At 41.3% G+C, this 23,879-nt stretch carries 27 protein-coding genes; 17 read left to right on the top strand and 10 right to left on the bottom strand.

Going from position 1 to position 23,879, the window contains the following annotated elements:
- Positions 1-155: 155 nt before the first annotated feature.
- Positions 156-1,250 (top strand): mechanosensitive ion channel family protein, encoded by a 1,095-nt coding sequence (locus ACZ43M_RS24600; protein WP_464505155.1) that lies wholly within the window; start codon positions 156-158, stop codon positions 1,248-1,250.
- 344 nt (positions 1,251-1,594) lie between these two features.
- On the opposite strand, the gene ACZ43M_RS24595 is transcribed toward ACZ43M_RS24600, so the two are convergent.
- Together ACZ43M_RS24595 and ACZ43M_RS24590 are read right to left on the bottom strand one after the other, a co-directional pair.
- A complete protein-coding gene (locus tag ACZ43M_RS24595) occupies positions 1,595-2,737 on the bottom strand; it encodes an IS91 family transposase (protein ID WP_464505154.1) in 1,143 nt (380 codons plus the stop codon).
- Positions 2,734-3,600 (bottom strand): tyrosine-type recombinase/integrase, encoded by an 867-nt coding sequence (locus ACZ43M_RS24590; RefSeq protein WP_464505153.1) that lies wholly within the window; start codon positions 3,598-3,600, stop codon positions 2,734-2,736. Before ACZ43M_RS24590 ends, ACZ43M_RS24595 begins: the two co-directional genes overlap by 4 nt.
- Before the next feature lie 321 nt (positions 3,601-3,921).
- On the opposite strand from ACZ43M_RS24590, the gene ACZ43M_RS24585 reads away from it, so the two are divergent.
- Together ACZ43M_RS24585 and ACZ43M_RS24580 are read left to right on the top strand one after the other, a co-directional pair.
- Entirely contained in the window at positions 3,922-4,485 is a 564-nt protein-coding gene (locus ACZ43M_RS24585; protein ID WP_464505130.1) for a transposase, read from the top strand.
- Positions 4,386-5,312, top strand: coding sequence for an IS3 family transposase (locus ACZ43M_RS24580; RefSeq protein WP_464508107.1), 927 nt, complete (start codon positions 4,386-4,388; stop codon positions 5,310-5,312). Before ACZ43M_RS24585 ends, ACZ43M_RS24580 begins: the two co-directional genes overlap by 100 nt.
- Before the next feature lie 81 nt (positions 5,313-5,393).
- Here the strand turns inward: ACZ43M_RS24580 and ACZ43M_RS24575 are convergent, their stop codons facing one another.
- The 3 genes from ACZ43M_RS24575 to ACZ43M_RS24565 all read right to left on the bottom strand — a co-directional run bounded on the left by ACZ43M_RS24575 (position 5,394) and on the right by ACZ43M_RS24565 (position 6,836).
- On the bottom strand, positions 5,394-5,630 hold the full coding sequence (locus ACZ43M_RS24575; RefSeq protein ID WP_464505152.1) for a hypothetical protein: 237 nt from the start codon (positions 5,628-5,630) through the stop codon (positions 5,394-5,396).
- Positions 5,631-5,765: 135 nt separating this feature from the next.
- A complete protein-coding gene (locus tag ACZ43M_RS24570; RefSeq protein WP_464505151.1) occupies positions 5,766-6,278 on the bottom strand; it encodes an ArsR/SmtB family transcription factor in 513 nt (170 codons plus the stop codon).
- Between the two features lie 9 nt (positions 6,279-6,287).
- Positions 6,288-6,836, bottom strand: a complete 549-nt coding sequence (locus tag ACZ43M_RS24565; RefSeq protein ID WP_464505150.1) for a DUF5937 family protein — start codon at positions 6,834-6,836, stop codon at positions 6,288-6,290.
- A 103-nt stretch (positions 6,837-6,939) separates the two neighbouring features.
- Here ACZ43M_RS24565 and ACZ43M_RS24560 point away from each other — a divergent pair, with 103 nt between their 5' ends.
- From ACZ43M_RS24560 to ACZ43M_RS24540, 5 genes are all read left to right on the top strand, one after another.
- Positions 6,940-7,749: an MBL fold metallo-hydrolase gene (locus ACZ43M_RS24560; protein WP_464505149.1), complete on the top strand. Its 810-nt coding sequence runs from the start codon at positions 6,940-6,942 to the stop codon at positions 7,747-7,749.
- 123 nt (positions 7,750-7,872) lie between these two features.
- The gene (locus ACZ43M_RS24555; protein WP_464505148.1) at positions 7,873-8,388 is read left to right on the top strand and encodes a DoxX family membrane protein; all 516 of its coding nucleotides are present in this window, start codon (positions 7,873-7,875) and stop codon (positions 8,386-8,388) included.
- A gap of 176 nt (positions 8,389-8,564) precedes the next feature.
- Complete coding sequence (locus ACZ43M_RS24550) at positions 8,565-8,981, top strand: hypothetical protein (protein ID WP_464505147.1); 417 nt, start codon at positions 8,565-8,567, stop codon at positions 8,979-8,981.
- Between the two features lie 377 nt (positions 8,982-9,358).
- Positions 9,359-10,285, top strand: coding sequence for an ABC transporter ATP-binding protein (locus tag ACZ43M_RS24545; protein WP_464505146.1), 927 nt, complete (start codon positions 9,359-9,361; stop codon positions 10,283-10,285).
- A complete protein-coding gene (locus tag ACZ43M_RS24540; protein WP_464505145.1) occupies positions 10,278-11,240 on the top strand; it encodes an ABC transporter permease in 963 nt (320 codons plus the stop codon). Before ACZ43M_RS24545 ends, ACZ43M_RS24540 begins: the two co-directional genes overlap by 8 nt.
- A gap of 64 nt (positions 11,241-11,304) precedes the next feature.
- On the opposite strand, the gene ACZ43M_RS24535 is transcribed toward ACZ43M_RS24540, so the two are convergent.
- Both ACZ43M_RS24535 and ACZ43M_RS24530 read right to left on the bottom strand, forming a co-directional pair.
- Positions 11,305-12,231, bottom strand: a complete 927-nt coding sequence (locus tag ACZ43M_RS24535; protein WP_464508107.1) for an IS3 family transposase — start codon at positions 12,229-12,231, stop codon at positions 11,305-11,307.
- Complete coding sequence (locus ACZ43M_RS24530) at positions 12,132-12,695, bottom strand: transposase (protein ID WP_464505130.1); 564 nt, start codon at positions 12,693-12,695, stop codon at positions 12,132-12,134. The genes ACZ43M_RS24535 and ACZ43M_RS24530 overlap by 100 nt, the downstream gene beginning before the upstream one ends.
- Before the next feature lie 140 nt (positions 12,696-12,835).
- Between ACZ43M_RS24530 and ACZ43M_RS24525 the strand changes: the two genes are divergently transcribed.
- The 3 genes from ACZ43M_RS24525 (at position 12,836) to ACZ43M_RS24515 (ending at position 14,383) form a co-directional block, all read left to right on the top strand.
- Entirely contained in the window at positions 12,836-13,108 is a 273-nt protein-coding gene (locus ACZ43M_RS24525) for a DUF4190 domain-containing protein (RefSeq protein WP_464505144.1), read from the top strand.
- Between the two features lie 56 nt (positions 13,109-13,164).
- Positions 13,165-13,770 (top strand): lysozyme inhibitor LprI family protein, encoded by a 606-nt coding sequence (locus ACZ43M_RS24520; protein WP_464505142.1) that lies wholly within the window; start codon positions 13,165-13,167, stop codon positions 13,768-13,770.
- Positions 13,771-13,966: 196 nt separating this feature from the next.
- The gene (locus ACZ43M_RS24515) at positions 13,967-14,383 is read left to right on the top strand and encodes a DUF1259 domain-containing protein (protein ID WP_464505140.1); all 417 of its coding nucleotides are present in this window, start codon (positions 13,967-13,969) and stop codon (positions 14,381-14,383) included.
- 142 nt (positions 14,384-14,525) lie between these two features.
- Here ACZ43M_RS24515 and ACZ43M_RS24510 read toward each other — a convergent pair whose 3' ends face one another.
- Both ACZ43M_RS24510 and ACZ43M_RS24505 read right to left on the bottom strand, forming a co-directional pair.
- On the bottom strand, positions 14,526-16,280 hold the full coding sequence (locus ACZ43M_RS24510) for a hypothetical protein (protein ID WP_464505139.1): 1,755 nt from the start codon (positions 16,278-16,280) through the stop codon (positions 14,526-14,528).
- A 49-nt stretch (positions 16,281-16,329) separates the two neighbouring features.
- Complete coding sequence (locus tag ACZ43M_RS24505; protein WP_464505137.1) at positions 16,330-17,196, bottom strand: hypothetical protein; 867 nt, start codon at positions 17,194-17,196, stop codon at positions 16,330-16,332.
- A 199-nt stretch (positions 17,197-17,395) separates the two neighbouring features.
- On the opposite strand from ACZ43M_RS24505, the gene ACZ43M_RS24500 reads away from it, so the two are divergent.
- The 4 genes from ACZ43M_RS24500 (at position 17,396) to ACZ43M_RS24485 (ending at position 21,186) form a co-directional block, all read left to right on the top strand.
- Complete coding sequence (locus ACZ43M_RS24500; protein ID WP_464505136.1) at positions 17,396-18,100, top strand: DUF421 domain-containing protein; 705 nt, start codon at positions 17,396-17,398, stop codon at positions 18,098-18,100.
- A gap of 89 nt (positions 18,101-18,189) precedes the next feature.
- Positions 18,190-19,125, top strand: a complete 936-nt coding sequence (locus ACZ43M_RS24495; RefSeq protein WP_464505135.1) for an NADP-dependent oxidoreductase — start codon at positions 18,190-18,192, stop codon at positions 19,123-19,125.
- A 367-nt stretch (positions 19,126-19,492) separates the two neighbouring features.
- A complete protein-coding gene (locus ACZ43M_RS24490) occupies positions 19,493-20,266 on the top strand; it encodes a transposase (RefSeq protein WP_464505134.1) in 774 nt (257 codons plus the stop codon).
- A 149-nt stretch (positions 20,267-20,415) separates the two neighbouring features.
- Entirely contained in the window at positions 20,416-21,186 is a 771-nt protein-coding gene (locus ACZ43M_RS24485; RefSeq protein WP_464505133.1) for an SGNH/GDSL hydrolase family protein, read from the top strand.
- Between the two features lie 114 nt (positions 21,187-21,300).
- Here ACZ43M_RS24485 and ACZ43M_RS24480 read toward each other — a convergent pair whose 3' ends face one another.
- Positions 21,301-21,801, bottom strand: coding sequence for a hemerythrin domain-containing protein (locus ACZ43M_RS24480; protein ID WP_464505132.1), 501 nt, complete (start codon positions 21,799-21,801; stop codon positions 21,301-21,303).
- A 646-nt stretch (positions 21,802-22,447) separates the two neighbouring features.
- Between ACZ43M_RS24480 and ACZ43M_RS24475 the strand changes: the two genes are divergently transcribed.
- Positions 22,448-23,011: a transposase gene (locus ACZ43M_RS24475; protein ID WP_464505130.1), complete on the top strand. Its 564-nt coding sequence runs from the start codon at positions 22,448-22,450 to the stop codon at positions 23,009-23,011.
- A complete protein-coding gene (locus tag ACZ43M_RS24470; RefSeq protein ID WP_464508107.1) occupies positions 22,912-23,838 on the top strand; it encodes an IS3 family transposase in 927 nt (308 codons plus the stop codon). The genes ACZ43M_RS24475 and ACZ43M_RS24470 overlap by 100 nt, the downstream gene beginning before the upstream one ends.
- The last annotated feature ends 41 nt before the right edge of the window (positions 23,839-23,879 follow it).

Below are 23,879 nucleotides of genomic sequence, written 5' to 3'. Positions count from 1 at the left end.
TTTGAAGCAGGGGAGGGTTCTCGCGAAAGCGGCTGAAAACCGCCCCTGCTTTTTTTATGACTTTTGTATGATTCCATTTTTTTATTGAAAAAGGTATGATAAGTGGGTTTTTAAAATGTATGTTCATCGTAAAAAAGGGAGAAGGTAGTCTAAAAATGAATATTGGTTCCTTTGTGTTAGATTATGAGATGTTAAAAAACCTGGGGATTTCGATTGCAATTTTGGCAGTATTTGTTTTGTTTCGAAAGCTGTTTACCAAGTATGTGTTTCAGCTGATTATAAAATTGTCACGAAAGACACCCACGGAAATCTTAACTCAAATCTGTTTGGCGTTTGAACGTCCTCTGGGCTGGGCATTTATTATTGTCGGTTTGTATGTAGCCATGGATTATTTTCCGTTTATCGAGCAGAAAAATGGCTTGTTTTTAAAATTCTTGCGTTCCATGGTGATTGTGTTAATTACCTGGGCTTTGTTTAATTTGTCGTCTCCGACTTCCGGAATTATTGTCAGTCTGAACCAAAAAATGAACAATAAGATTGATTTGATTCTGCTTCCGTTTATTTCAAGAACCATCCGCGTCATTCTGGTGGCAATCAGTATCAGTATTATCGGCCAAGAATTTAATTATGACGTTAGCGGCCTTGTTGCCGGGCTTGGATTGGGCGGATTGGCGTTTGCGTTAGCGGCAAAAGAGGCGGTCGGGAATCTCATTGGCGGGATTGTCATTGTGACCGAGAAGCCGTTCTCTATCGGCGATTGGATTTTGACGCCAAGTGTAGAGGGGACGGTAGAGGATATTAATTTCCGAAGCACGAAAGTCCGGACGTTCAGCCAAGCACTCGTGACCGTGCCGAATTCAACCCTTGCCAACGAGCCGATTACGAACTGGAGTCGTATGGGAAAAAGACGCATCAATTTTCACTTGGGATTGAACTTTCAAACGACGAAAGAACAAATTGAACGAGTCTCCAAACGAATTGAACAGCTGCTCCGGACGCACGAAGAGATTCATCCGGATTCCATCATGGTCGCCTTCGATCATTATAATGAAAACAGTCTCGATATCCTGATTTATTTCTTCACCCATACCACTGTCTGGGCAGAACACCTGAGAATCAAACATGACATCAATCTCAAAATCATGGGAATACTCGAAGAAGAGGGAGTAGAAGTCGCCTTCCCAAGCCGAACCATCTACGTATCCCCGCAATCAAGCGAAATCTTCCAAACAGTCGGGTCTTTTGAATAAAAGGGGATCAGGGGTGGCCAGGGGGGCCAGGGGGACGGTTCTTATAGGGGACAATCGGAAGTTTTGCGCGTAAAAAGGCACAGCTAGTGAACTGAACTAGCTGTGCCTTAGTGCTTTCTAATGAAACGCGTCCATTTGCGCAAAATTTTTGATTGCCCGAGAAGAATGAAGTCGCGGCCCCCTTCTCTATGGGGATTCAATCTTTTTCTTACCCTATTAATTTTTGTTTTTTCTTCTATTTTGAATCTGCTACCAGCGTTCCTCTTTGATTTTCATTGTTTTTGGGTAAACTTTCCCCCTCCCCACTGAAGAGGCTTTTTAAAATGGTATTCAGTTTTTTCTGCTTAAGGCAGCCCGTCTGATACGGCAGCCACCAGGTGTGCTTTTTTACAGGAAGGACATAAAGTGATGTCTTTCCCAATAAGTTTAGAAACTATTTCAATGGTACTAAGTCCTTCAAAAGCTGGTTTGTAGACTCGGCTTTGGGTTAAAATCCTGCAGATTCTTAGTTTGGTTTTCTTATTCCGGTTGGCCAGTTTTCCGTAATGCCTGATTTTCACTAATCCCTTCGGGAGAATATGCATGAGAAATCGGCGAATAAATTCCACACCTCTCATCGTAATAGTGTTTTTCCGACTATTGTCCCGATAATTTTTTGCCCGAAAGGTGACAGTATCTTTACCAATTGAAATAATTCGTTGATTGGAGATCGCGATTCGATGAGTATAACGGCCAAGATATTGCACCACTGCCAATGGACCTGAGAAGGTTCTTTTCGTATAGCTATACCAGTTTATTGAATAACATTTGTCTATTAACCGCTGAAATTGTTTTGGATCTTCGTAACTCTTTGCCTCGTTATAAAACTGGAGTCGGTTCTGTTCATAATATTGCTTTAAAAAGTATAGATACTTCCCACGGAATTTCTTAGATAACACTTTTACAGGGATGAAAAACTTATGACTGGAGTTACACCAGCGATTTAGTTTGTTTAATCCTCCAGCCAATACCACGGTATGAATGTGAGGATGATAATGCAAATTTTGACCCCAAGTATGCAAGACAGAAAAAAAACCGATTTGGGCTCCCAAATATTTAGGGTCTTGGGCTAGTTCCGATAAGGTCTCCGAGACGGCTTTATACATTAAATCATAAAGTAGTTTCTGATTATGATAAATTAACATGTGCAGCTGTTCCGGCATGGTAAAAACCACATGAAAATATGGGGCGTTAAGGATATCCTTTTTCCTTTTATCAATCCAGACCTCTTTTGTCACCCCTTGGCACGACGGGCAGTGCCGATTCCGGCAAGAATTATAACTTACTTGAGTATGACCACAATTATGACATCCATAGGCATGGCCACCGAGGGTGGCCGTTCTGCAGTTCATGATTGCCCTAGCTGCCTTGGCTTGCCCTTTTGATGGTCTGTACTTTTCTACATACATGGGATAGAATTTCCGAAAAATTTCTTGGATTGTACTCATGCCTTATCCCCTCCGGTATCTAAGGGGCTCTTGATTCCCATGACACTCTTGGAGGTCATATGCAGGTACGTTAAAGTAGTTTTCAAACTCTTATGCCCAAGCATCTGTTGGATGAACACTGGTTCCACCCCATCTTCTAAAAGATGCGTGGAAAAACAATGTCTAAGTGTATGAGCAGAAATATTCGGATCAAGTTGAAGCTTGTCTTTTAACTTAATTAAGGTATTTTTTATCGTTTTGACATGAATAGGGTCCGACTTATCTCGACCTGGAAATAACCAATCATTCCGTGTATAATCTTTGGAAAAGTAATGTTTAAAATATTCCCTCAGCACTATCAGTGCTGTCTCGGATAGAATGGTATATCGATTGGTATTGTGTTTAGCGTTTTGGACGCGAACTCGCATACTCTTACTATCAATATCGCAAATTTTTAATTTAGCTACTTCGCTAACTCGAAGTCCACTGCCGTAAATTAATGCAAGAATGGCTTTATGCTTCAAGTTATTGGTTGAATTTAATAGTAAAAGAACTTCTTCTTTAGGTGGGATGACAGGGAAACTTTGGGCTCTTTTCATCCTCGGAACCTTAATAGAATTCCATTCCTTTTCTAAAACATAGGTATAGAAGAACTTAATCGCAGAAATGTAATTATTAATGGTTCCTGGGGATAGACCCTTGTCTTTTTTGAGGTAAAGGATGTATTGTTGGACATCCTCCAAGGTCATTTCTTCTATGGGTCTAGTGTGTTCCTGCATATAACTCAGAAAAGCGTTCATTCTGCGCCAGTACGATTCTTTTGAGGAATCCGGGGCGCCCTTAAGCTCAAAGTATAACTCCACTTTTTGTTCATATTGATTCATGATGTTTCCTCCTGATGATTGATTAATAGCTAAGTAATAGATCAATAATCAGAAGGCAGGAGGAGCCCTGTTTGGAAAAGGGAAAATATGTAGATTTATTTTTTGGAAAGTGCGTGATATAATCTTCAAGTGAAAAAGTATGTCCTTCCTTGGTTGTTTTGTTTGGCGATAAAACAATACCACAGAGAACATACTTTTTCATTTTTTTTATACTTTTTTAGGTGCGAGTGGGGTTTTAAAAAGCCATCGCGTAGCGATTTCGTTCTTCTGTACTGCACCCCAAAAGTTAGAGCGAAAATCTGACTTTTGGGGTGTTTATTTTTGGGTAAATATAGTGAAGAATTTAAACTTATGGTGGTTAGGGAGTATCTAGAAGGAAAACTTGGATATAGAGCTCTTGCCAAGAAACATGGGATTAAGGGGAAATCAGCCATTGAAAGATGGGTAAAAATTTACAAGAAGTTCGGACAAAAAGGATTAGCGAATAATAAGTCTAATAAAAGATACTCTGTTCAATTAAAGCTGGATGTATTAAGCTTTATAAAAAGAACAGGTTCTTCAGAAACTGAAGCAGCCCTTCACTTTGGGATAACCAACCCGGCTATAATATCCTCATGGAAAAAAGTATTCTTAGAGGGTGGGACTGAAGGTCTGAAAAGCCCGAAAGGACGGCCACCCATGTCTGATATAGCTAAAAACAAAAAAGACAAACAAACAAAAAAGAGCGATATGACATATAAACAACAATTGGAAAGAGAAAATGAACTTTTACGTTTAGAGGTTGAATACTTAAAAAAGTTGCGAGCTTTTCAGATGGATCCGGAGGGGTATCTCGAAAAGCACAAGCAGCATTATCATTCGAACTCAAAGAAACCTTCAAACTAAAAGATGTTTTACAAATAGTCGGCATCCCTGAATCCTCCTACCATTATCATATAAAAATGATGAATAAAGAAAATCCAGACCAGGAGCTGGAGGAACTTATTCAATCCATTTTCGAGGAACACAACGGAAATTATGGTTATCGTCGTATTCAATTAGAATTGCAAAACCGTGGAGTTGAAGTGAATCATAAAAAGGTGCAACGCATCATGAATAAGCTTGGGCTCAAGGGAGATAAATTCAGATTAAAATCACGCAAGTACAGTTCTTATAAGGGTTCGACTGGAACAGTTGCCAAGAACCTTATTAATCGCCGTTTTAAAACAAATGTGTGTCATCAAAAATTAACCACAGACATGACGGAATTCAAGTGTTTAGATGGTGTAAAACTGTATCTAAATCCAATTATGGATATGTTCAATGGTGAAATTATTTCATTCGGGATAGGTATGCGGCCAACCTTAGAATTAGCTCTCACTCCCCTCCAGGAAGCACTAGAAATAGTAAAAGATTCAAAGTTTAGAACTACCATACATTCTGATCAAGGGTGGCATTATCAACATAATAAATGGGTGAAAACCCTCAAGAAATATAAGGTGTTCCAAAGTATGTCGCGTAAAGGAAACTGTTTAGATAATTCGCCAATGGAGAACTTTTTTGGATTACTAAAACAAGAAATGTATTATGGGGAAGCACTGTGCTCATATGAGGAATTAAAAAAGAGAATAAAAGAATATATCGATTACTATAATAACAAGCGTATAAAGCAAAAATTGGCTGGCATGAGTCCGGTTCAATACCGAAACCATACCAGCCAATTAGCTGCATAATATAAAACTCTAACTTTTGGGGGTCACATCATTCTGGTGGCGCCAAGCACCACCAGAACCGTCCCTCCTGGTCCCATGGTTTCAACTTCCCTTTCTTTTTGTGTAATATGCAATCCCGAATATTACCAATGGCACCAGTCCCGCCAAATTAAACCAGCCTTCTGCCCCTCCGTAATAGAAGGATAGCGTCGGCGGCAACAGGGCGATTCCACTCCACAACAGCATTCTCCATGACTTTATCCATAACCCCCAGAAAAGTAAAAGGAATGAAACCCCCAACAATGTCCAGTAAAGGATGGCAACCAAAAGGAAATTCAATCTTGTATCCCCCTTGTAAATCTTTGAATGTAATATCTTTGTAATATTTATATGTTCGGAGGGAGGAGACGGTTCTTGCGGAACCAGTAGAACCGTCCCCCTGGCGCCCCCCCTGGCGCCCCCCTGGCGCCCTTTTTAGCTCTGTTTTAAATATTCCGCCAATCCCTGAGGAAAGTCATGAAACGGTTGATCCAGCAAATGATAGAATACATAGTAGCTTTCGCGTTTGGATTCTACTAAACCAGCATCCTTCAGCAGCTTGATATGCTTCGATATGGCCCCCTCTGTCATTCCCATTAACCCTGCCAATTCCCTCGTGCACCGCGGCTGTTGCGCTAGATATTTGACGATTTGGAGCCGGCTGAAATCGCCCAATGTGCTGAAAAACTTCAGTAAATCCTCCGGCGGCATCGGCCTTGCCCCTTCCTGCTCGTTTTCCATAATCGAGTAGTTAATGCCTACAGTAGGATGGAGATTGACAAATAAATGCGGCCAGGCGAAATAAGAAGGAGTTAAAAGCAATTCATCATCCTTATCGAAAAAAATATCCTCCTTCGAAATTCTTCTAATTATCGCTTTCTGTTCACCTGGATCTATATCAATTTCCTGCGATAGACTTCCAAGCAGCTGTAAAGCGCCATCCTTCATCAGTGTCCTTCAGCGGTCAGCAATATCTTTTAAAAAAAGCTTCTCGATCGCATTCCAGTCCTCTTTCACACAAATACGCCAAAATTCCTCCAGCATATTCAAGAATCGCTGTTTAACAGGCTCAGGGTTTTTTACCAAGGCAAGAATAATTTCCTCTGATTCCGGATAACGATTACAAGCGAACTCCAAAAACTCCTGTTGCAGCTGCCCGTCGGCCATTTTTCGATTTAAAATTGTTTCCACAATGGTAGTGCAGAAAAAGTGGCCCGGACTGGACTCCAGTTCCCTCAGCCCTTCTTCAAAGGATTGAAAGGCAGAATTGCCCTGCAAGGCCCAGAATGTCACCAACGGCCTTTTATACAAAAAGCTAAAGGCTTCGATTTCTTGCTTCAAGGCGGAATTGATTTTTCTTCTGGCATCTATGACCCATGGGATATGGAGGGGATGATGCTTGCAATCATGAAACACATGAAGGGCCATCATCGTTTCATGGGCCGCAGAATAACTAAAAGCAACTTGTTCAGGTGATAGATTCCTAACATACAAGGAAAAAGACATGGCACTTCCTCCAACTGATTTACTCTTTGCTCAATAAGTATTCTGGTTACTATTGCTATTATATAATGGGAATAAATAACAATCCAAGGGAGGAAGGATTTAGATGAGCGGTGAATTTTTCAGCAAGCATTTTACATTAGAAAAAGTAAGTCAGGGCGTGTATGTAGCAATTGCAAAGGAAGGCGGCGGTTCGGTCGGTAATGCGGGTTTTATTGATTTAGGTGATGGAGTCATCGTCTTTGATACATTTAATACGCCCCAAGCGGCAGAGGAACTGAAGAGGGCAGTGGAGACGGAAACCGCCTCACCGATTAAATGGATCGTGAATAGCCATTTTCATGGCGATCATATTCGGGGCAATCAGGTTTTTAAGGAGAGCACCATTATCTCCAGTCAGCTGACGTATGAAAAAATGCGGGATGTTCATCCGGCACGAATTCAGCAGCAAAAACATGGGATAAACGAGCTTACAGATTATATTGCTTCATTAAAAGAACAGTTTAGCAGAAATGAAGATAGCGAGCTGAAGAAGAAAATCAGTTTTCTAACTGAAGTGGAACGCTCGTTGCCAATCTTACAGCTAACGTTGCCACAGCAAACGTTTAAAGAGGAAATGCTATTTTACGGCAGTAAAAGGAGTGCCAAGCTGTTTACTTTGGGAGGGGGGCATTCCTATTGCGATGCGATGCTGTATGTACCAGAAGAAAAGGTACTATTTATGGGAGATTTGCTGTTTGTCCAGGACCAGCCAACGTTCTTTGAAGAATCCAACCCTGAAACATGGGTCCGGATCTTAAAGAACGTAACAGAGCTTGATTTTGAAAAAGCGATCCCAGGTCATGGGCCAGTCGGGACAAAACAGGACGTTGCACAATTAATAGATACTATTGAAGGACGGGTCCCTGCTTCCTAGTTCAAAATTCTGTCAAATCATTTTTAACAATCTGTGAACTTACCTCTATGGCTATGTTATTTACAGTGAAAATCCAATATATTGTAAGTGTAAGGAGCAAGCCATTATAAGGGGGAAACAGAAATGTTTAATAAATTTTTAAGAGAAAATAAGATTTCAGCTGCACTATTACTAGTTATTCGATTATATCTTGGTTATTCTTGGTTTACTGCAGGTTTTCATAAATTAACAGGCGGATTCGACGCTGCCGGCTTCCTAAAGGGTGTTACCGCTAATCCTGTAAAAGGTCCTGACGGCGCTTTAGTTTATGGCTGGTATGTAGAATTCCTAAAAGGCTTCGCCATTCCAAATGTAGATATCTTTAACGTCATCGTTCCTTGGGGAGAAACGCTAATTGGTTTAGGCTTACTACTAGGCTGCTTAACAACAGCTGCCATGTTCTTCGGCTTAGTGATGAACTTCTCATTCTTCATGGCCGGTACCGTATCTCATAACCCAACCGACATTTTCTTAGGCTTCATCATCTTGGCAGCAGGCTACAACGCCGGCCGCTACGGCTTAGACCGCTGGGTAATTCCATTCATTCGCAAAACCGTTAAACCAGACAATGACAAAGGCACAACAAAAACAGCAGCATAAAGCAAAGGCCAGGAGGACCATGGGGACGGTTCTCCTGGTCTTTTTTTATGAAGCAGAGGTGCGTCATTTTTTGGAAATTCAAGATGAAAATTACATACAAATTAGGAAGTTTGTAAAAAATAAGAATACTAGTGTTTCCGTTAGCTGGTAAGTTTACTAAACAGGAGGAAGAAATAGTGTTTTCTTACAGGGGAGATGCACACAAAGTTTTTCTTCAAGTGAAAAGAGCGATTCAGAATGGCCAGCATGTCCGGAACTTGAAGGATTTCAAAGAAGTGGAGAACATTCAGGAGCTATATCAATCAATTGACAGCAGTACTTTAAAATTAATCTACTACCTGATGGTCAAAGAAAAGAATGGCTCCGGTATTACTCCTATATTTGTTTCTTCCATTCCATGGCTGTTATTCTTATTTTCCAAACCATTAATGAACTACTTATTTAGAGACGGCAGCAAGCTGTGGATGCTCTTTGCCATCCTTTACTTGGCACTGCTCACAACCACTGTCATCCTCCATTTCCGCGAAAAAGCATGGGCCGCCTTCCATATAGAAATCATACAAGACATATTGCGTGAAAGAGAAAATGGGTGAGCCAGGGGGACGGTTCTTGTGGTGCCTTTTGCTTGCGGGAGCAGGACCCAGTAGAACCGTCCCCCTGGCTTTTTTTGTGTGTTGGGATGAAGGGGATAAATGAGGGAAGTGTTCTCGCGGAAGCAGTCACCTTTGAACTGAACCTCAATAATTACAGTTGGAGATGTATGACATTCTACGTCTAGAGTCCCTGTTTCACTTGATATCTAAACGATAAAATGGAGTTGCATAATAAAGTTCGGTGAACCATTTACAAGGTTTATTCGTCTTATCAAGTGATGCAAAATTGCTAAATAATAGATGAAGAAGATCCATGGTTACGCGGTCTTGAGCACCAGTAGAACCGTCCCCATGGTTCCTTGAAAGGAGCTGCCTGTATGTCAGGGGTTGTGGAGATTCAAAATGTGTCCAAAACGATTAAGGGGAGGACGATTATTGATTGTTTGAGTTTTGATGTGCAAAAGGGTGAGGTGTTTGGGTTTTTGGGGCCGAATGGGGCGGGGAAGACGACTACGATCCGCATGATTGTCGGCTTGATTGGGATAACGTCTGGTGATATTAAGATTGCTGGCCACAGTATTAAAGATGATTTTGAAAAAGCGGTGGGTCATATTGGGGCGATTGTGGAAAACCCGGAGATGTATAAGTTCTTGAGCGGCTATCAAAATCTGGTTCACTTTGCCCGGATGTCAAAAGGGGCGAACAAAGAAAAGATTGATGAAGTCGTAGAGCTTGTTGGATTGACGGAGCGAATTCACGATAAGGTGAAAACTTATTCGCTTGGCATGAGACAAAGGCTGGGACTTGCTCAAGCCCTTTTGCATGACCCGGAGGTGCTGATTCTGGATGAGCCGACAAATGGGTTGGATCCTGCAGGGATTCGTGAAATTCGTGATCATTTACGAATGTTGGCCAGGGAAAGAAACATGGCGGTGATTGTCTCAAGCCATTTGCTTTCGGAGATGGAAATGATGTGCGACCGCATTGGCATTATCCAAAGCGGCAAGCTGATTGATGTTCAATTAGTGAATGATTTTGTTCAAGGGACAGAAACAACGTTTGAGCTGGAAGTTTCCCCGAAAGAAAAAGCAGCCTCTCTTATTAAAGCAATCTATCCAACTATGAATATTGCCGTAGAAGAGAATGCGATTGTTGCACCCTTAAAGAAGGAAGACATCCCTTCAATTGTAAAAGAACTCGTGGCTTCCGATATTCAGATTTTTGGAATTAAAGAAGTGTTAAAAACTCTGGAAGACCGGTTCTTAGAGGTCACGGAAACAAAGGAGGCAGGGGTCCATGCTTAATTTAATTCGCAATGAATGTATGAAAATATTTAAGCTGCCAGGAACGTATGTCATGATTGGGTTACTCTTATTGATGGTCACCGTTGCAGGTGGAGTCACTAAGTATGAAGAAGGTAAAGGAACACTTCCGGATAATGAAAACTGGAAACAAGAATTACAAGTAAATATCGATCAGATGAAGAAGGATCTAAGTGATCAGGAGGCTGGCAACGCACCTGAAAATCAGCTCCAATATCTTAAAAGAGATATTGCCATTATGGAATATCGGATACAACATAATCTCTCCCCTAACCAGGAGTACAATGTCTGGGGATTCGTTGATGATGCTTCGAGTTTAATTCAATTCGCCGGACTATTTACGATTATTATTGCAGCTGGGATTGTCGCTTCTGAATTTAATTGGGGGACAATTAAGCTGTTATTAATCAGACCGATTAACCGCAGTAAAATCTTAATCTCAAAATATATCGCGGTACTTTTATTCGCACTCATGATGCTCGTCCTATTATTTGTGTATTCTTCCATTCTAGGAGCTATTTTATTTGGTACTCCAGATGTCGCACTTCCGTATTTGAATTACTATAATGGCGGTGTGACGGAACAAAGCATGGTCATTCACCTGATTAATTTCTATGGGTTAACGTCGATTTCCATGCTCATGCTGGCCACGATGGCGTTTATGATTTCAGCGGTATTCCGAAATAGTTCGCTGGCAATTGGACTATCCATTTTCCTCATGTTTACGGGGGGACAAATAACCGCGATGCTAGCTGCTAAATTTGATTGGGCCAAATACATTTTGTTCGCTAATACCAATCTACTACAATATTTCGAAGGCACCCCGATGCTTGAAGGAATGACCCTAACCTTCTCCATCGTGATGCTAGTCGTATACTTCATCCTATTTCAATTACTCGCCCATCTTGTCTTTAAAAAGAGAGATGTAGCGGCTTGATAGTGGGGGCCAGAGGGACCAGGGGGACGGTTCTGATGTGACCCCCAAAAGTTAGAGTTTTATATTATGCAGCTAATTGGCTGGTATGGTTTCGGTATTGAACCGGACTCATGCCAGCCAATTTTTGCTTTATACGCTTGTTATTATAGTAATCGATATATTCTTTTATTCTCTTTTTTAATTCCTCATATGAGCACAGTGCTTCCCCATAATACATTTCTTGTTTTAGTAATCCAAAAAAGTTCTCCATTGGCGAATTATCTAAACAGTTTCCTTTACGCGACATACTTTGGAACACCTTATATTTCTTGAGGGTTTTCACCCATTTATTATGTTGATAATGCCACCCTTGATCAGAATGTATGGTAGTTCTAAACTTTGAATCTTTTACTATTTCTAGTGCTTCCTGGAGGGGAGTGAGAGCTAATTCTAAGGTTGGCCGCATACCTATCCCGAATGAAATAATTTCACCATTGAACATATCCATAATTGGATTTAGATACAGTTTTACACCATCTAAACACTTGAATTCCGTCATGTCTGTGGTTAATTTTTGATGACACACATTTGTTTTAAAACGGCGATTAATAAGGTTCTTGGCAACTGTTCCAGTCGAACCCTTATAAGAACTGTACTTGCGTGATTTTAATCTGAATTTATCTCCCTTGAGCCCAAGCTTATTCATGATGCGTTGCACCTTTTTATGATTCACTTCAACTCCACGGTTTTGCAATTCTAATTGAATACGACGATAACCATAATTTCCGTTGTGTTCCTCGAAAATGGATTGAATAAGTTCCTCCAGCTCCTGGTCTGGATTTTCTTTATTCATCATTTTTATATGATAATGGTAGGAGGATTCAGGGATGCCGACTATTTGTAAAACATCTTTTAGTTTGAAGGTTTCTTTGAGTTCGAATGATAATGCTGCTTGTGCTTTTCGAGATACCCCTCCGGATCCATCTGAAAAGCTCGCAACTTTTTTAAGTATTCAACCTCTAAACGTAAAAGTTCGTTTTCTCTTTCCAATTGTTGTTTATATGTCATATCGCTCTTTTTTGTTTGTTTGTCTTTTTTGTTTTTAGCTATATCAGACATGGGTGGCCGTCCTTTCGGGCTTTTCAGACCTTCAGTCCCACCCTCTAAGAATACTTTTTTCCATGAGGATATTATAGCCGGGTTGGTTATCCCAAAGTGAAGGGCTGCTTCAGTTTCTGAAGAACCTGTTCTTTTTATAAAGCTTAATACATCCAGCTTTAATTGAACAGAGTATCTTTTATTAGACTTATTATTCGCTAATCCTTTTTGTCCGAACTTCTTGTAAATTTTTACCCATCTTTCAATGGCTGATTTCCCCTTAATCCCATGTTTCTTGGCAAGAGCTCTATATCCAAGTTTTCCTTCTAGATACTCCCTAACCACCATAAGTTTAAATTCTTCACTATATTTACCCAAAAATAAACACCCCAAAAGTCAGATTTTCGCTCTAACTTTTGGGGTGCAGTACATTCTCCTGGTCCCTTTGCTGTTGTGTCGATAAGAAAACCGTCCCAACACTTTTTTATGGTAAAATTATCTAGATGGGAGGGAAGAAGATGTCTGAGAAAATTCAAACAAACAATAGTTCAGTCATTGCATTAACTGTCGGTATTTTATCATTATTTATACCTTTTATTGGTTTGATATTAGGGATTATTGGAATCGTGTTTGCGAGGGTAGCAGTAAAGCAAATACGTATTACAAATGAAAATGGCAGCGGGTTAGCTACCGCGGGATTCATTTGTAGTATTGTAGGAGTTATTTTGCAACTTTTAATGCTTCTGGGTTATGATGCCTTTTTCTCAATAACTAGTTATTCAACCAACTAATTGTGTTTAGGGAAGTAATCTGGTCTCCCTCATCAAGAAGGAAAGGCAGGCTTTGCATGAAAAATAATCATAAATTTTTAGCAGGAATTTTACTAATAGGAGTTTTATTGATAGTGACTGCTTGTGGAAACTCAGAAGATAAGTTAAGTGCTTCGCCGGATGTTAAGTCCACTGAAAACACAAGCGAAGATCAAAATGTAGATAACGCTGGTTCAGATACCACTGAAAAAGAAAATGCCGAACTAAATGAAAAAGAAGAAACACCCAAAAAAGATGAAACTCCTTCAACAAATGATACAAATAGCCTGAAGGCGGAATATCTCAAGAAATTAAATGATAAGAAAAAAGAAATGGAAGAAATGCGAAACCATCCAATCGACGACACCACCTTCGCTTTGAAAAAAGTAGAAGGAGACCTATACGATATTTGGGATGGATTGCTCAATGAAATATATGGCGTTCTAAAGCAACAGCTTCCATCAGAAGAGAGGGACCAACTACGAAAAGAACAACGCGAATGGATAAAGTACCGGGACAACACCGCAAAAGAAGCCTCCCTAAAATATGAAGGCGGCACCATGGAACAACTTGAATACGTAGCCGTCGTCAACAACCTCACAAAAGAAAGATGCTTTGAACTAGTTGAACAATATATGAGATGAAGAAGAGGGGACCACGGGGACGGTTCCGGTGGTGCAATTAAACGGTAGAACCATTTGCCGTTTTTTCGATGGTGGGTGCAGGAGCCAGTAGAACCGTCCCCGTGGTCCCACGTTGTCCCTGCAAAAGACACAGGAATCGGCACGGGTCCCTCGGGAATATAATCTAAGAAAGTCTTTTTTCGGAGGGGGCTAATGAGTGAATACTTTGAAGCAGCTGGGCGATCAATTTGCTCGAATTTTAAATGGGGAAGCGAAAATGACGAAAAATGGCTGTTCCGTTAGCTTGAAACGCAGTTTTCATGTTCATGTTCAAGGCCGGCCAAGTCATTCTGTTGTACCGGTAGGAATTTCTTTTGAGTCATTGGATGTAAATGGTAATGCACTAAACCTTGGGGAGATCACATTGCTGGAACAGGAAATCCCCAATTTTATGAGATCGGTTGTCGGGCAAGGTTTAATTGTGAGTGCCTTGCATAATCACTGGATATTTACCCAGCCTAACCTAGTGTATATTCATATTCAATCAGTTGAACCCCCTCTCTCCTTCGCCAGAAAAGTGGCAACCGCCTTTACAACATTAACAAGCCTCCCAGTGCAGGAAAAAAGTGAATGAATCTCCACTGGTCGCCGCGGGGACGGTTCTTGTGGCGACAGGAAGTTTTGTACGTAAAAAGGCCCGGCTAGCAGTTGATGCTAGTCGGGCCTTGTTTGTATTTAAGGGATTGGCCAATGGGGCAGTCCCAAAAAGATAAAATTTATTCTTTTGTAGCTGCTTCCACAGTTGTATCTATAACAACTGCTTCGTCTGCATTTTCTTCATCTGTTACAACTGTTTTTTCTACGACTTCTTCAGTCCCAGCTTGTACAGCAGAATTAGCAGCAGCAACCGCTTTTGCTTGCTCGCTTGCTTTTACGCTAGCTTGTGCTTTTGCTTTGTTTGTTACAGATGGGCTGACTACTCCCGTAGCAACTGTTTCTTCTTCAACTGCATCAGTAGTTTCAACCGCAACGGCTTCTGTTCCTGCTTCAACTGTTGTTTCCTCAACATTAGCATCTTGTGCAACAACTGCATCAGTGGTTTCTTCAGAAACGGCTGCATCGTCTCCTACAACAGCATCAGTGTTTTCTTCAGAAACGACTGCATCGTCTTCTACAACAGTTTCAGTAGTTTCCTCAGCTGTAACCTCAGTATTGTCTTCTACTGTCTCTTCAGTGGCTTCTTCTGTTACAACCTCTGAATTGTCTTCTGAAGTAACTTCAGTAGTTTCCTCAGCTACAACCTCTCCGGAAACTTCCCCGGAAGCATGGACTGCAGCATTTGCATTAGCGTGTGCTTTAGCATTTTCACTCGCATGTTCGAATGCTTGAGAGTTAATTTTATTGGCAGCTGAAGGGTTGACCTTAGCTTCTTTATCTGTGTTTGTATCTTCTTCAGTAGCTTCATCCGTTACAACGGCAGCATCATCTTCTACAACAGCATCAGTAGTTTCCTCAGCTACAGCATCCGTATTGTCTTCCACTGTGACTTCAGTAGTTTCTTCTGCAACAACAGCATCAGTGGTTTCCTCAGCTGCAACCTCAGTATTGTCTTCCGCAGTAACTTCAGTAGTTTCTTCTGCAACAACCTCAGAATTGTCTTCAACTGTAACCTCAGCTGTTTCTTCAGCTACAACCTCTTCGGAAACTTCTCCAGAAGCATGGACAGCTGCATTTGCATTAGCGTGTGCTTTAGCATTTTCACTTGCATGTTCGAATGCTTGTGAGTTTATTTTATTGGCAGCTGAAGGATTAACCTTAGGCTCTTTATCTGTGTCTGTGTCTTCATCATCAGAATCTGTATCTTCATCATCTTTATTATTCACGATACCTTCACGATCTTTGACGAATTTTTTAGAATCAGAATTTTGGTCTTGTTCTTCCTTATCATCAGCTTTGACTGCAGAATCAGAATCATCCTTTACTGCTTGTACATCTTCCTCATCGTCAGCTTCAGCTATGACAGTTTCATCCGCATCCACTTCGATCTCAGTACCTTGCTCTTCAGCAGTAACGTTCTCCTCTATAACAGGTTCTTGTACTGGAGCTGCCTCGATTACTTCCTCTTCAACAGCAGGTTCTTGTACCGGAGCTGCCTCAATTACTTCCTCTTCAACAGCAGGTTCTTGTACTGGTGCTTCCTCTACTTTTCCAATCTTGTTAAGAACGGCTGAGTTCGGATTCGCATGCATTTTTGCATTTTCGCTGGCATGCACACTAGCTTGAGACTTGGCTGCTTGTCCTGCTTTCTGCTGTTCCTTCACAGCTGGTGCTGCTGGTGTAGCTTGAACTGCAGGTTTTGTCACGTTAGCCTTTACTGTATGTTCGACTTTCACTTGAACGGCGTGTGCTGGTTTTGCCTTATCGGGTCCAGCTGCCTCAGTAAAATGTGCACCCGCAAATACTCCAAACGATACTGCTCCTGCTAATACTAAAGATTTCATAACCTTATTGTAATTTAAATAATGTTTCATTATTGAATTCGCTCCTTTAATTTTCGTGTTCCGTGGCATTTAGCTGCGGTTAACGGTTTTTAAAAAAAGGAGCTGCCTGCGGCGGTGGTGAAGGCGGGGCGTTCACCCATTGGGTATTCAATAATGCATCGCGAGTCAGGAATGGCTGGACAAGTTTCATCTCGAAGTACTTATTCCAATCAAACCACTTATCTACCAAGGTAAAAGTTCCTGTTCCCGTACTAATTCGATCACTTGACGAACCGCCAGTATTGGTTGAACGTTGTGGTGGGTTCGGTGCCTGATCGATGGGCGGAAGCTCTTCCTTACTGGAAGGAGCCTTGTCCTTTCCTGCTGGTACGGGCGACGGAAGTTCCATATTACTATTGGATAGGTCTGCCTCTTTCTCTTGAGGCTGAAGTACAGGGGCCGATTTTACCGGTTCCACTTTCACTCTTACCTCATGAGCAGGGGGATTTTCAGCCCTATCATCTACAATTGGTCGTTCCGTTTTAATCCCGCTGACTGCAGCCTTTTTTTCCTGGCCTGGAGTATTTACGGTTTTATCAGCCTTTTTGGTGACTGACAAACCATACCCATTCCCATTGGCCTGCTCCGGCAAAACTTTTACGATTTCACTATCAGGTTGCGGGGAAGCGGACTGTTTAGGAGCGGCTTTAGAAGGCAGCGGTTTACTTGTTTCCTTCAGATTCGCTTGCTGGGGTGCGGGCACCGTTTTTTCAATAGGTTTGGCACTTTGAGCAATGGAAGGAACAGTAGCCTGTGCAGCAGGGCTCTTCGGCGCTTCAGAAGTTTGCACTATTTCTTTATTGGAATGCAATGATCCATTATCACTCTTCTCAGCGAAAGCATTTCCTGGCAACAATAGAGCTGCCCCAACCATAAGAGTTGGTATTAGAAAATGGCGGAAGTGCATTGTCTCACCCCCTTTCCTCTTAACGACATTTTCATTGACAGGATTCGAGCTCATCGAACATTTTTTGACGCGAATTGCTAGAAACGATTCTTTTCTCCTACATGAATGATTCAAAAGAACTGGCTCCTGATTTCTTTTGATTATTAAAATAAAAACCGTGTCAAACTAAAGGATAGTTGTTAAAAAGGATGTGGCGGACTTGGACTTTTTTCAAAGCCATGAATCACTCAGCATTTTAGAGTGGGTTTATCGGGCATTCGTTGCTTTTGTGTTTTTGGTGATCGTCGCAAAATTGTTGGGGCAGCGGACCTTGTCCCAATTAAGGCTCCTCGATTTCGTCATCGCCTTAGTGATCGGTAATATCATTGCCCACCCGCTGTCAGACCAGAGAATCGGGATGAAAGAGTCCATGGTTACCACTGCTGTATTAGTTATTTTATATCTCATTGGTATTTACTTGGTTCTGAACATTCATTGGTTTCGGAAGCTGATTACCCCGCTGCCAATTGAGATTATTCAAAATGGAGAGATTCACTATCAGGGTTTGAAAAAAGCGAGAATAACTCTTGATATCTTATTAGAGGAACTGCGCGAGAAAAAAGTGGATGATATTAAAAAGGTAGCTCTCGCAATCTGGGAAGCGAACGGGAAAATCTCTATCTTTTTGGAACCTCAATACGAACCGGCTACAGCTGCTGCCTGTCAGATAGAAACAGATCCATTCGAGCTGCCGCGGACAATTATTAAAGAAGGAAAAATTGTTTCCAAGGGGCTAAGTGAGATGAAAAAAGATGAAGCCTGGCTTAGGGTGGAATTGGAGCGGGTCTATCATACTGAAGTGAAAAACGTCTTGCTCGCTACAATCGATTCGAAAGAGAGCTTGAAGGTTTTTTATTATAAATGAAATTGTCAATGAGATTATAAAAAAGAACATGGTAACAAAATAAGTGGTGGAACATTGGGTTTATTTTTAAAAAAAGGGTGGTCATTACTATGAAGGCAATCGTTATTGAGAAGTATGGCAGCAAGGAAGAACTGATTGAGAAGGAGGTGCCGAAGCCGGTTCCCAAGGAGGGCGAGGTGCAAATCGAAATGCATGCGGCATCCGTCAATCCGATTGATTGGAAGCTGCGGGCGGGATATCTGCAAGAAATGCTTCCATTTTCATTTCCGATTATTTTGGGCTGGGATGCAGCCGGTGTTGTTTCGGAAATCGGCCCCGGAGTATCAACAGTCAGCGTTGGGGACCGTGTATTCGTCAGGCCTGAAACAACCGCTGAAGGCACTTATGCGGAATACATTGTGACGCAAGAGCATCTTCTGGCCAAAATCCCCGATAATATCAGTTTTGAGGAAGCCGCGGCGGTTCCCCTAGCAGGATTAACGGCTTATCAATGCCTGGTCGATTTTGCGCAGCTGCGGGCAGGGGATAAAGTGTTAATTCATGCGGGCTCTGGCGGTGTCGGAAGCCTCGGTATCCAAATTGCCAAAAGCCTCGGCTACTTTGTAGCCACAACCGGCAGCAGCAAAAATGAGGAATTTCTCGAGTCTCTTGGTGCTGATATTGTCATCAAATATGACCAACAGGACTTCCAACAGGAACTGAAGGATTATGATTTAGTCGTGGATACGATGGGGGGAGAAATCCAGGCGAAAAGCTTTCAAGTGTTAAAAAAAGGTGGCACACTGGTGTCAATTGTTCAGCCACCAGATGAAAAAAAGGCAGAAGAGATGGGCATTACCGCCAAGTTCCACTGGCTGATTCCCAATGGCAAGCAGCTAAGTGAACTGGCCGATCTAATGGCAGCCGGAAAGCTGAAACCAGTAGTAGGAAGCATATTCGAGCTCAGTGAACAAGGACTGCGAGACGCCCATACCCTAAGCGAAACCCACCATGCAAAGGGGAAAATCGTGATACGAATTAAATAGTAAGGGGACCATGGGGGGACCATGGGGACGGTTCTGGTGGCGACGGGCGCCACTAGAACCGTCCCTCTGGAGCCCTCTGGAGCCCTCTGGAGCCCTCTGGGGATTTGGGCTCGAGTTTGGCACTCCTTTGATTACTGGTGTATGATAGGTTCATAGATTAGTTTATTTTCACCCTCTTTTGTCCACTTATATATGGGTCAGCCTTTTAGTTACTTCTATTCATCGATTTTACCTACTTTTCCTTTTTCTATCTTTTCCATCCTTGAATTTACTACCTGAACTCTATTTATCTGTGAGCGTCTTTTTCATCTTAGTAATTTCCTACATAGAAAGTTTCATAAAACTAAAAAATCTGGAGGAAGATGTGATGTCTCGTAAAGCTAGAGTAAAAAGCATTAGTGGTATCTATCACATTATGTTGAGAGGTGCAAATAGACAGGAGATTTTCCATGATGAGGAGGATTGCCTGACATTTCTTGGAATCTTGCAAAAGTATAAGCAGCAAAGCAACATGATGATTTATGCCTGGTGTTTAATGGGTAACCATGTGCACCTGTTGGTAAAGCAAGGCGATGAGGCTTTATCGATTACGATGAAACGGATTGGTGTCAGTTATGTGCTTTACTATAACCAGAAGTATGGAACATGCGGACATCTGTTTCAAGACAGGTTTAAAAGTGAAATTGTGGATGAACGGCGATATTTGTTTACGGTCATCAGATATATCCATCAAAATCCCTTAAAAGCTGGAATGGTAAGGCGAATGGAGGAATGGAGATGGAGCAGTTACCGTTCCTATTTTGGCACGGAGAGGGATGAGAGACTGCTAGACTCGGATTATATCTTTGGTTTGGTTGCGGATGACCCTTCGGTAACAAGGGAGAAATTTAAAGAGTTTAATGAACGGGTTAATCAGGACGAGTGCCTTGAATACGAGCTCCCTAAAAGAAGGCTGACCGATGAAGAAGCCAGGGAAGCTATTAATACTGTACTGCAGGGATTGGAAATCGCTCAAGTTAAGAGCCTGCCTGGTAATGAAAGGAAAATAATCTTCCAAAAAATAAAAGCCATCAAAGGACTTTCTCAACGGCAAACAGAAAGAATCCTAGGCATCTCACGAAAACTTATTTCGAAAGCTTGATGGGGGACCACGGGGACGGGGACCATGGGGACGGTTCTAGTGGAGACGAGCTCCAGTAGAACCGTCCCCATGGCACCCCTTCCTTTTATATAGTATAATGTTCCTAATAAAGGATGATATTTTCCTTTTAATGAACAAAGAGGGGGATTATGATGAAAATCAGTAGGTTTCAATCAATGAAGAAGAAATTGGGTGTATCAGTTGCGGCGGTTGCTTTGGCTGGCTCGTTGATTTCACCTGCCTCGTTGGCAAAAGAAAACAACGGCAATGCGTATGGGTATGGGAAGATTGATCTAGTAGGGCTGGGGGATTCCATTACATTTGGTTACAACCCGGGAGATGATAATAACAAGCCTTCCTCCTATGCTTTCCCTTATCTAATTGGGGATGAGGCCAAATTGGAAGTAAGCAACTTGGGCTTTCCTGGCTGGACCACCAATGACTTGCTGACAGCAATTAAAACCAATAAACAATTCCAGCAATCTATTAAACATGCCAATTATGTGACGTTAAACATCGGTAGTAATGATCTTCTTCAGGCGCTAAAATCATATAATGGAAATCAAACTGAATTATTATTTTTATTGCAAAGGACAACGTTGCCACAAATAACGAATAATTTGAATCAGATTATCTCGGAAGTTAAGAAACTCACAAATGCTCCGATTGTTTTATATAACATTTATAATCCGTTTCAAGTAACTGACCCAATGCATTTCCTTGCCGATCAATTATTGCCTTACCTAATTAATCCAGCCATTCAAGGCATTGCAATTTCGAATGGTACCAAATTAGCAGATGCCTATGGAGCATTTGGCCAAAATCAGGCCATCTATGTTAGGGCAAAGGATATACACCCTACAATAGAAGGCCAAAAGGTTTTAGCGGAAATAGGGGAAGAGGCTTTGGGCTTAGACTAATAAAGTGTAGCATCTTCACTCTGATAGAGTTTTCTGAAGTTTTATAGAAAAAATGTCCCCCCTCATCGTATGGACGAGGGGGGGGGTTTATTGGTTTTGCATGGTGTAACAGCTTTATCCAGCCTGAATCCGTCGTTCGAGTTCCTTTTTCTCGTCATGTGTTAGAATCTTCTCTGCTAGCGGAAACAGCGTTCTTTCTTCCTTGGCAAAGTGTTGGGTTAAGGTTGAAAGGGCTTGTTCGGCGTAAACGGTAATCGTTTGTGCTTCGTCCTCATCCATTGTCGATCCTGCCTGGCCCGCTTCAGTTAGAAAATCTTGCAGATGCCCTTCGGCTTTGTCATGCTCCACTTCCATCGTTGTAATGGTTCGGTCGTTCTCACCGAGGCGGCGGGCCATTATCGAAAACAAGCCATCTTCCTCGCGTTTGGAATGGGCTTTCAGCTTCGTAGTGAAAGCCGTAATCTGCTTGTACAATTCTAGAAACAGCTGAACCACATCAGGACCCGAATTGAATTCTATTTCTTCTATAACTTCATAGATTTGGTCCATATCACCCCGGAGCGACACATGCTCGTTCATTAATTGCTGCAGCGGAGCACTTACTATTGCTTCCATCGTCAGATTCCCCTTTTAAAATAACTCTTCTTACAGCATATCCTAAACAAGGTTAACAGATTGTGATTGTAATCATAAAAGGATGCTAGGAATCCTTTAGTATATTCGACACTTAATTCACCCTAAAATTAACCGAAAATCTAGCTACTGTAAGAGCAGTCAACCATTTAATTAAACGTCCGTTTTGCTGACAAGTTTTTTAGCTGAAGACGAATGAAAACCTAGCCATAATCGAGATTGGCAGTCATTTAATCAGACGTTTAATTAGATCTTTGGTGTGGTTTTTTGTAAAACTTTGCAATAGTGTGGAGAGTTTATCAATCTATTCTAAGAAAAACGGACCATACCTGGCAGGAATCAGCATATTTTTCACCAAAAACTAGTCGAAAACCTTCATATAGCAACGAACTAGATGAATCTATCCAAACGTTTGTCTAGTTGACAATATTTTTAACGAGATTGATGGCAACAAACATGTAGCAGCAGGGCTTTAACCCCGTTTAATCAAACGTTGATTAGTTTGGTTAAAAGGAACATATTATATGAAATTATCGGAATTTGTCTAAAAAAAGAGGGGGCCAAAGGGACGGTTCTGTACTGCACCCCAAAAGTTAGAGCGAAAATCTGACTTTTGGGGTGTTTATTTTTGGGTAAATATAGTGAAGAATTTAAACTTATGGTGGTTAGGGAGTATCTAGAAGGAAAACTTGGATATAGAGCTCTTGCCAAGAAACATGGGATTAAGGGGAAATCAGCCATTGAAAGATGGGTAAAAATTTACAAGAAGTTCGGACAAAAAGGATTAGCGAATAATAAGTCTAATAAAAGATACTCTGTTCAATTAAAGCTGGATGTATTAAGCTTTATAAAAAGAACAGGTTCTTCAGAAACTGAAGCAGCCCTTCACTTTGGGATAACCAACCCGGCTATAATATCCTCATGGAAAAAAGTATTCTTAGAGGGTGGGACTGAAGGTCTGAAAAGCCCGAAAGGACGGCCACCCATGTCTGATATAGCTAAAAACAAAAAAGACAAACAAACAAAAAAGAGCGATATGACATATAAACAACAATTGGAAAGAGAAAACGAACTTTTACGTTTAGAGGTTGAATACTTAAAAAAGTTGCGAGCTTTTCAGATGGATCCGGAGGGGTATCTCGAAAAGCACAAGCAGCATTATCATTCGAACTCAAAGAAACCTTCAAACTAAAAGATGTTTTACAAATAGTCGGCATCCCTGAATCCTCCTACCATTATCATATAAAAATGATGAATAAAGAAAATCCAGACCAGGAGCTGGAGGAACTTATTCAATCCATTTTCGAGGAACACAACGGAAATTATGGTTATCGTCGTATTCAATTAGAATTGCAAAACCGTGGAGTTGAAGTGAATCATAAAAAGGTGCAACGCATCATGAATAAGCTTGGGCTCAAGGGAGATAAATTCAGATTAAAATCACGCAAGTACAGTTCTTATAAGGGTTCGACTGGAACAGTTGCCAAGAACCTTATTAATCGCCGTTTTAAAACAAATGTGTGTCATCAAAAATTAACCACAGACATGACGGAATTCAAGTGTTTAGATGGTGTAAAACTGTATCTAAATCCAATTATGGATATGTTCAATGGTGAAATTATTTCATTCGGGATAGGTATGCGGCCAACCTTAGAATTAGCTCTCACTCCCCTCCAGGAAGCACTAGAAATAGTAAAAGATTCAAAGTTTAGAACTACCATACATTCTGATCAAGGGTGGCATTATCAACATAATAAATGGGTGAAAACCCTCAAGAAATATAAGGTGTTCCAAAGTATGTCGCGTAAAGGAAACTGTTTAGATAATTCGCCAATGGAGAACTTTTTTGGATTACTAAAACAAGAAATGTATTATGGGGAAGCACTGTGCTCATATGAGGAATTAAAAAAGAGAATAAAAGAATATATCGATTACTATAATAACAAGCGTATAAAGCAAAAATTGGCTGGCATGAGTCCGGTTCAATACCGAAACCATACCAGCCAATTAGCTGCATAATATAAAACTCTAACTTTTGGGGGTCACATCATTCTAGTGGC

It is taken from the genome of Neobacillus sp. B24, from assembly GCF_055381825.1.
This window is presented reverse-complemented; position numbering and strand designations above follow the sequence as displayed.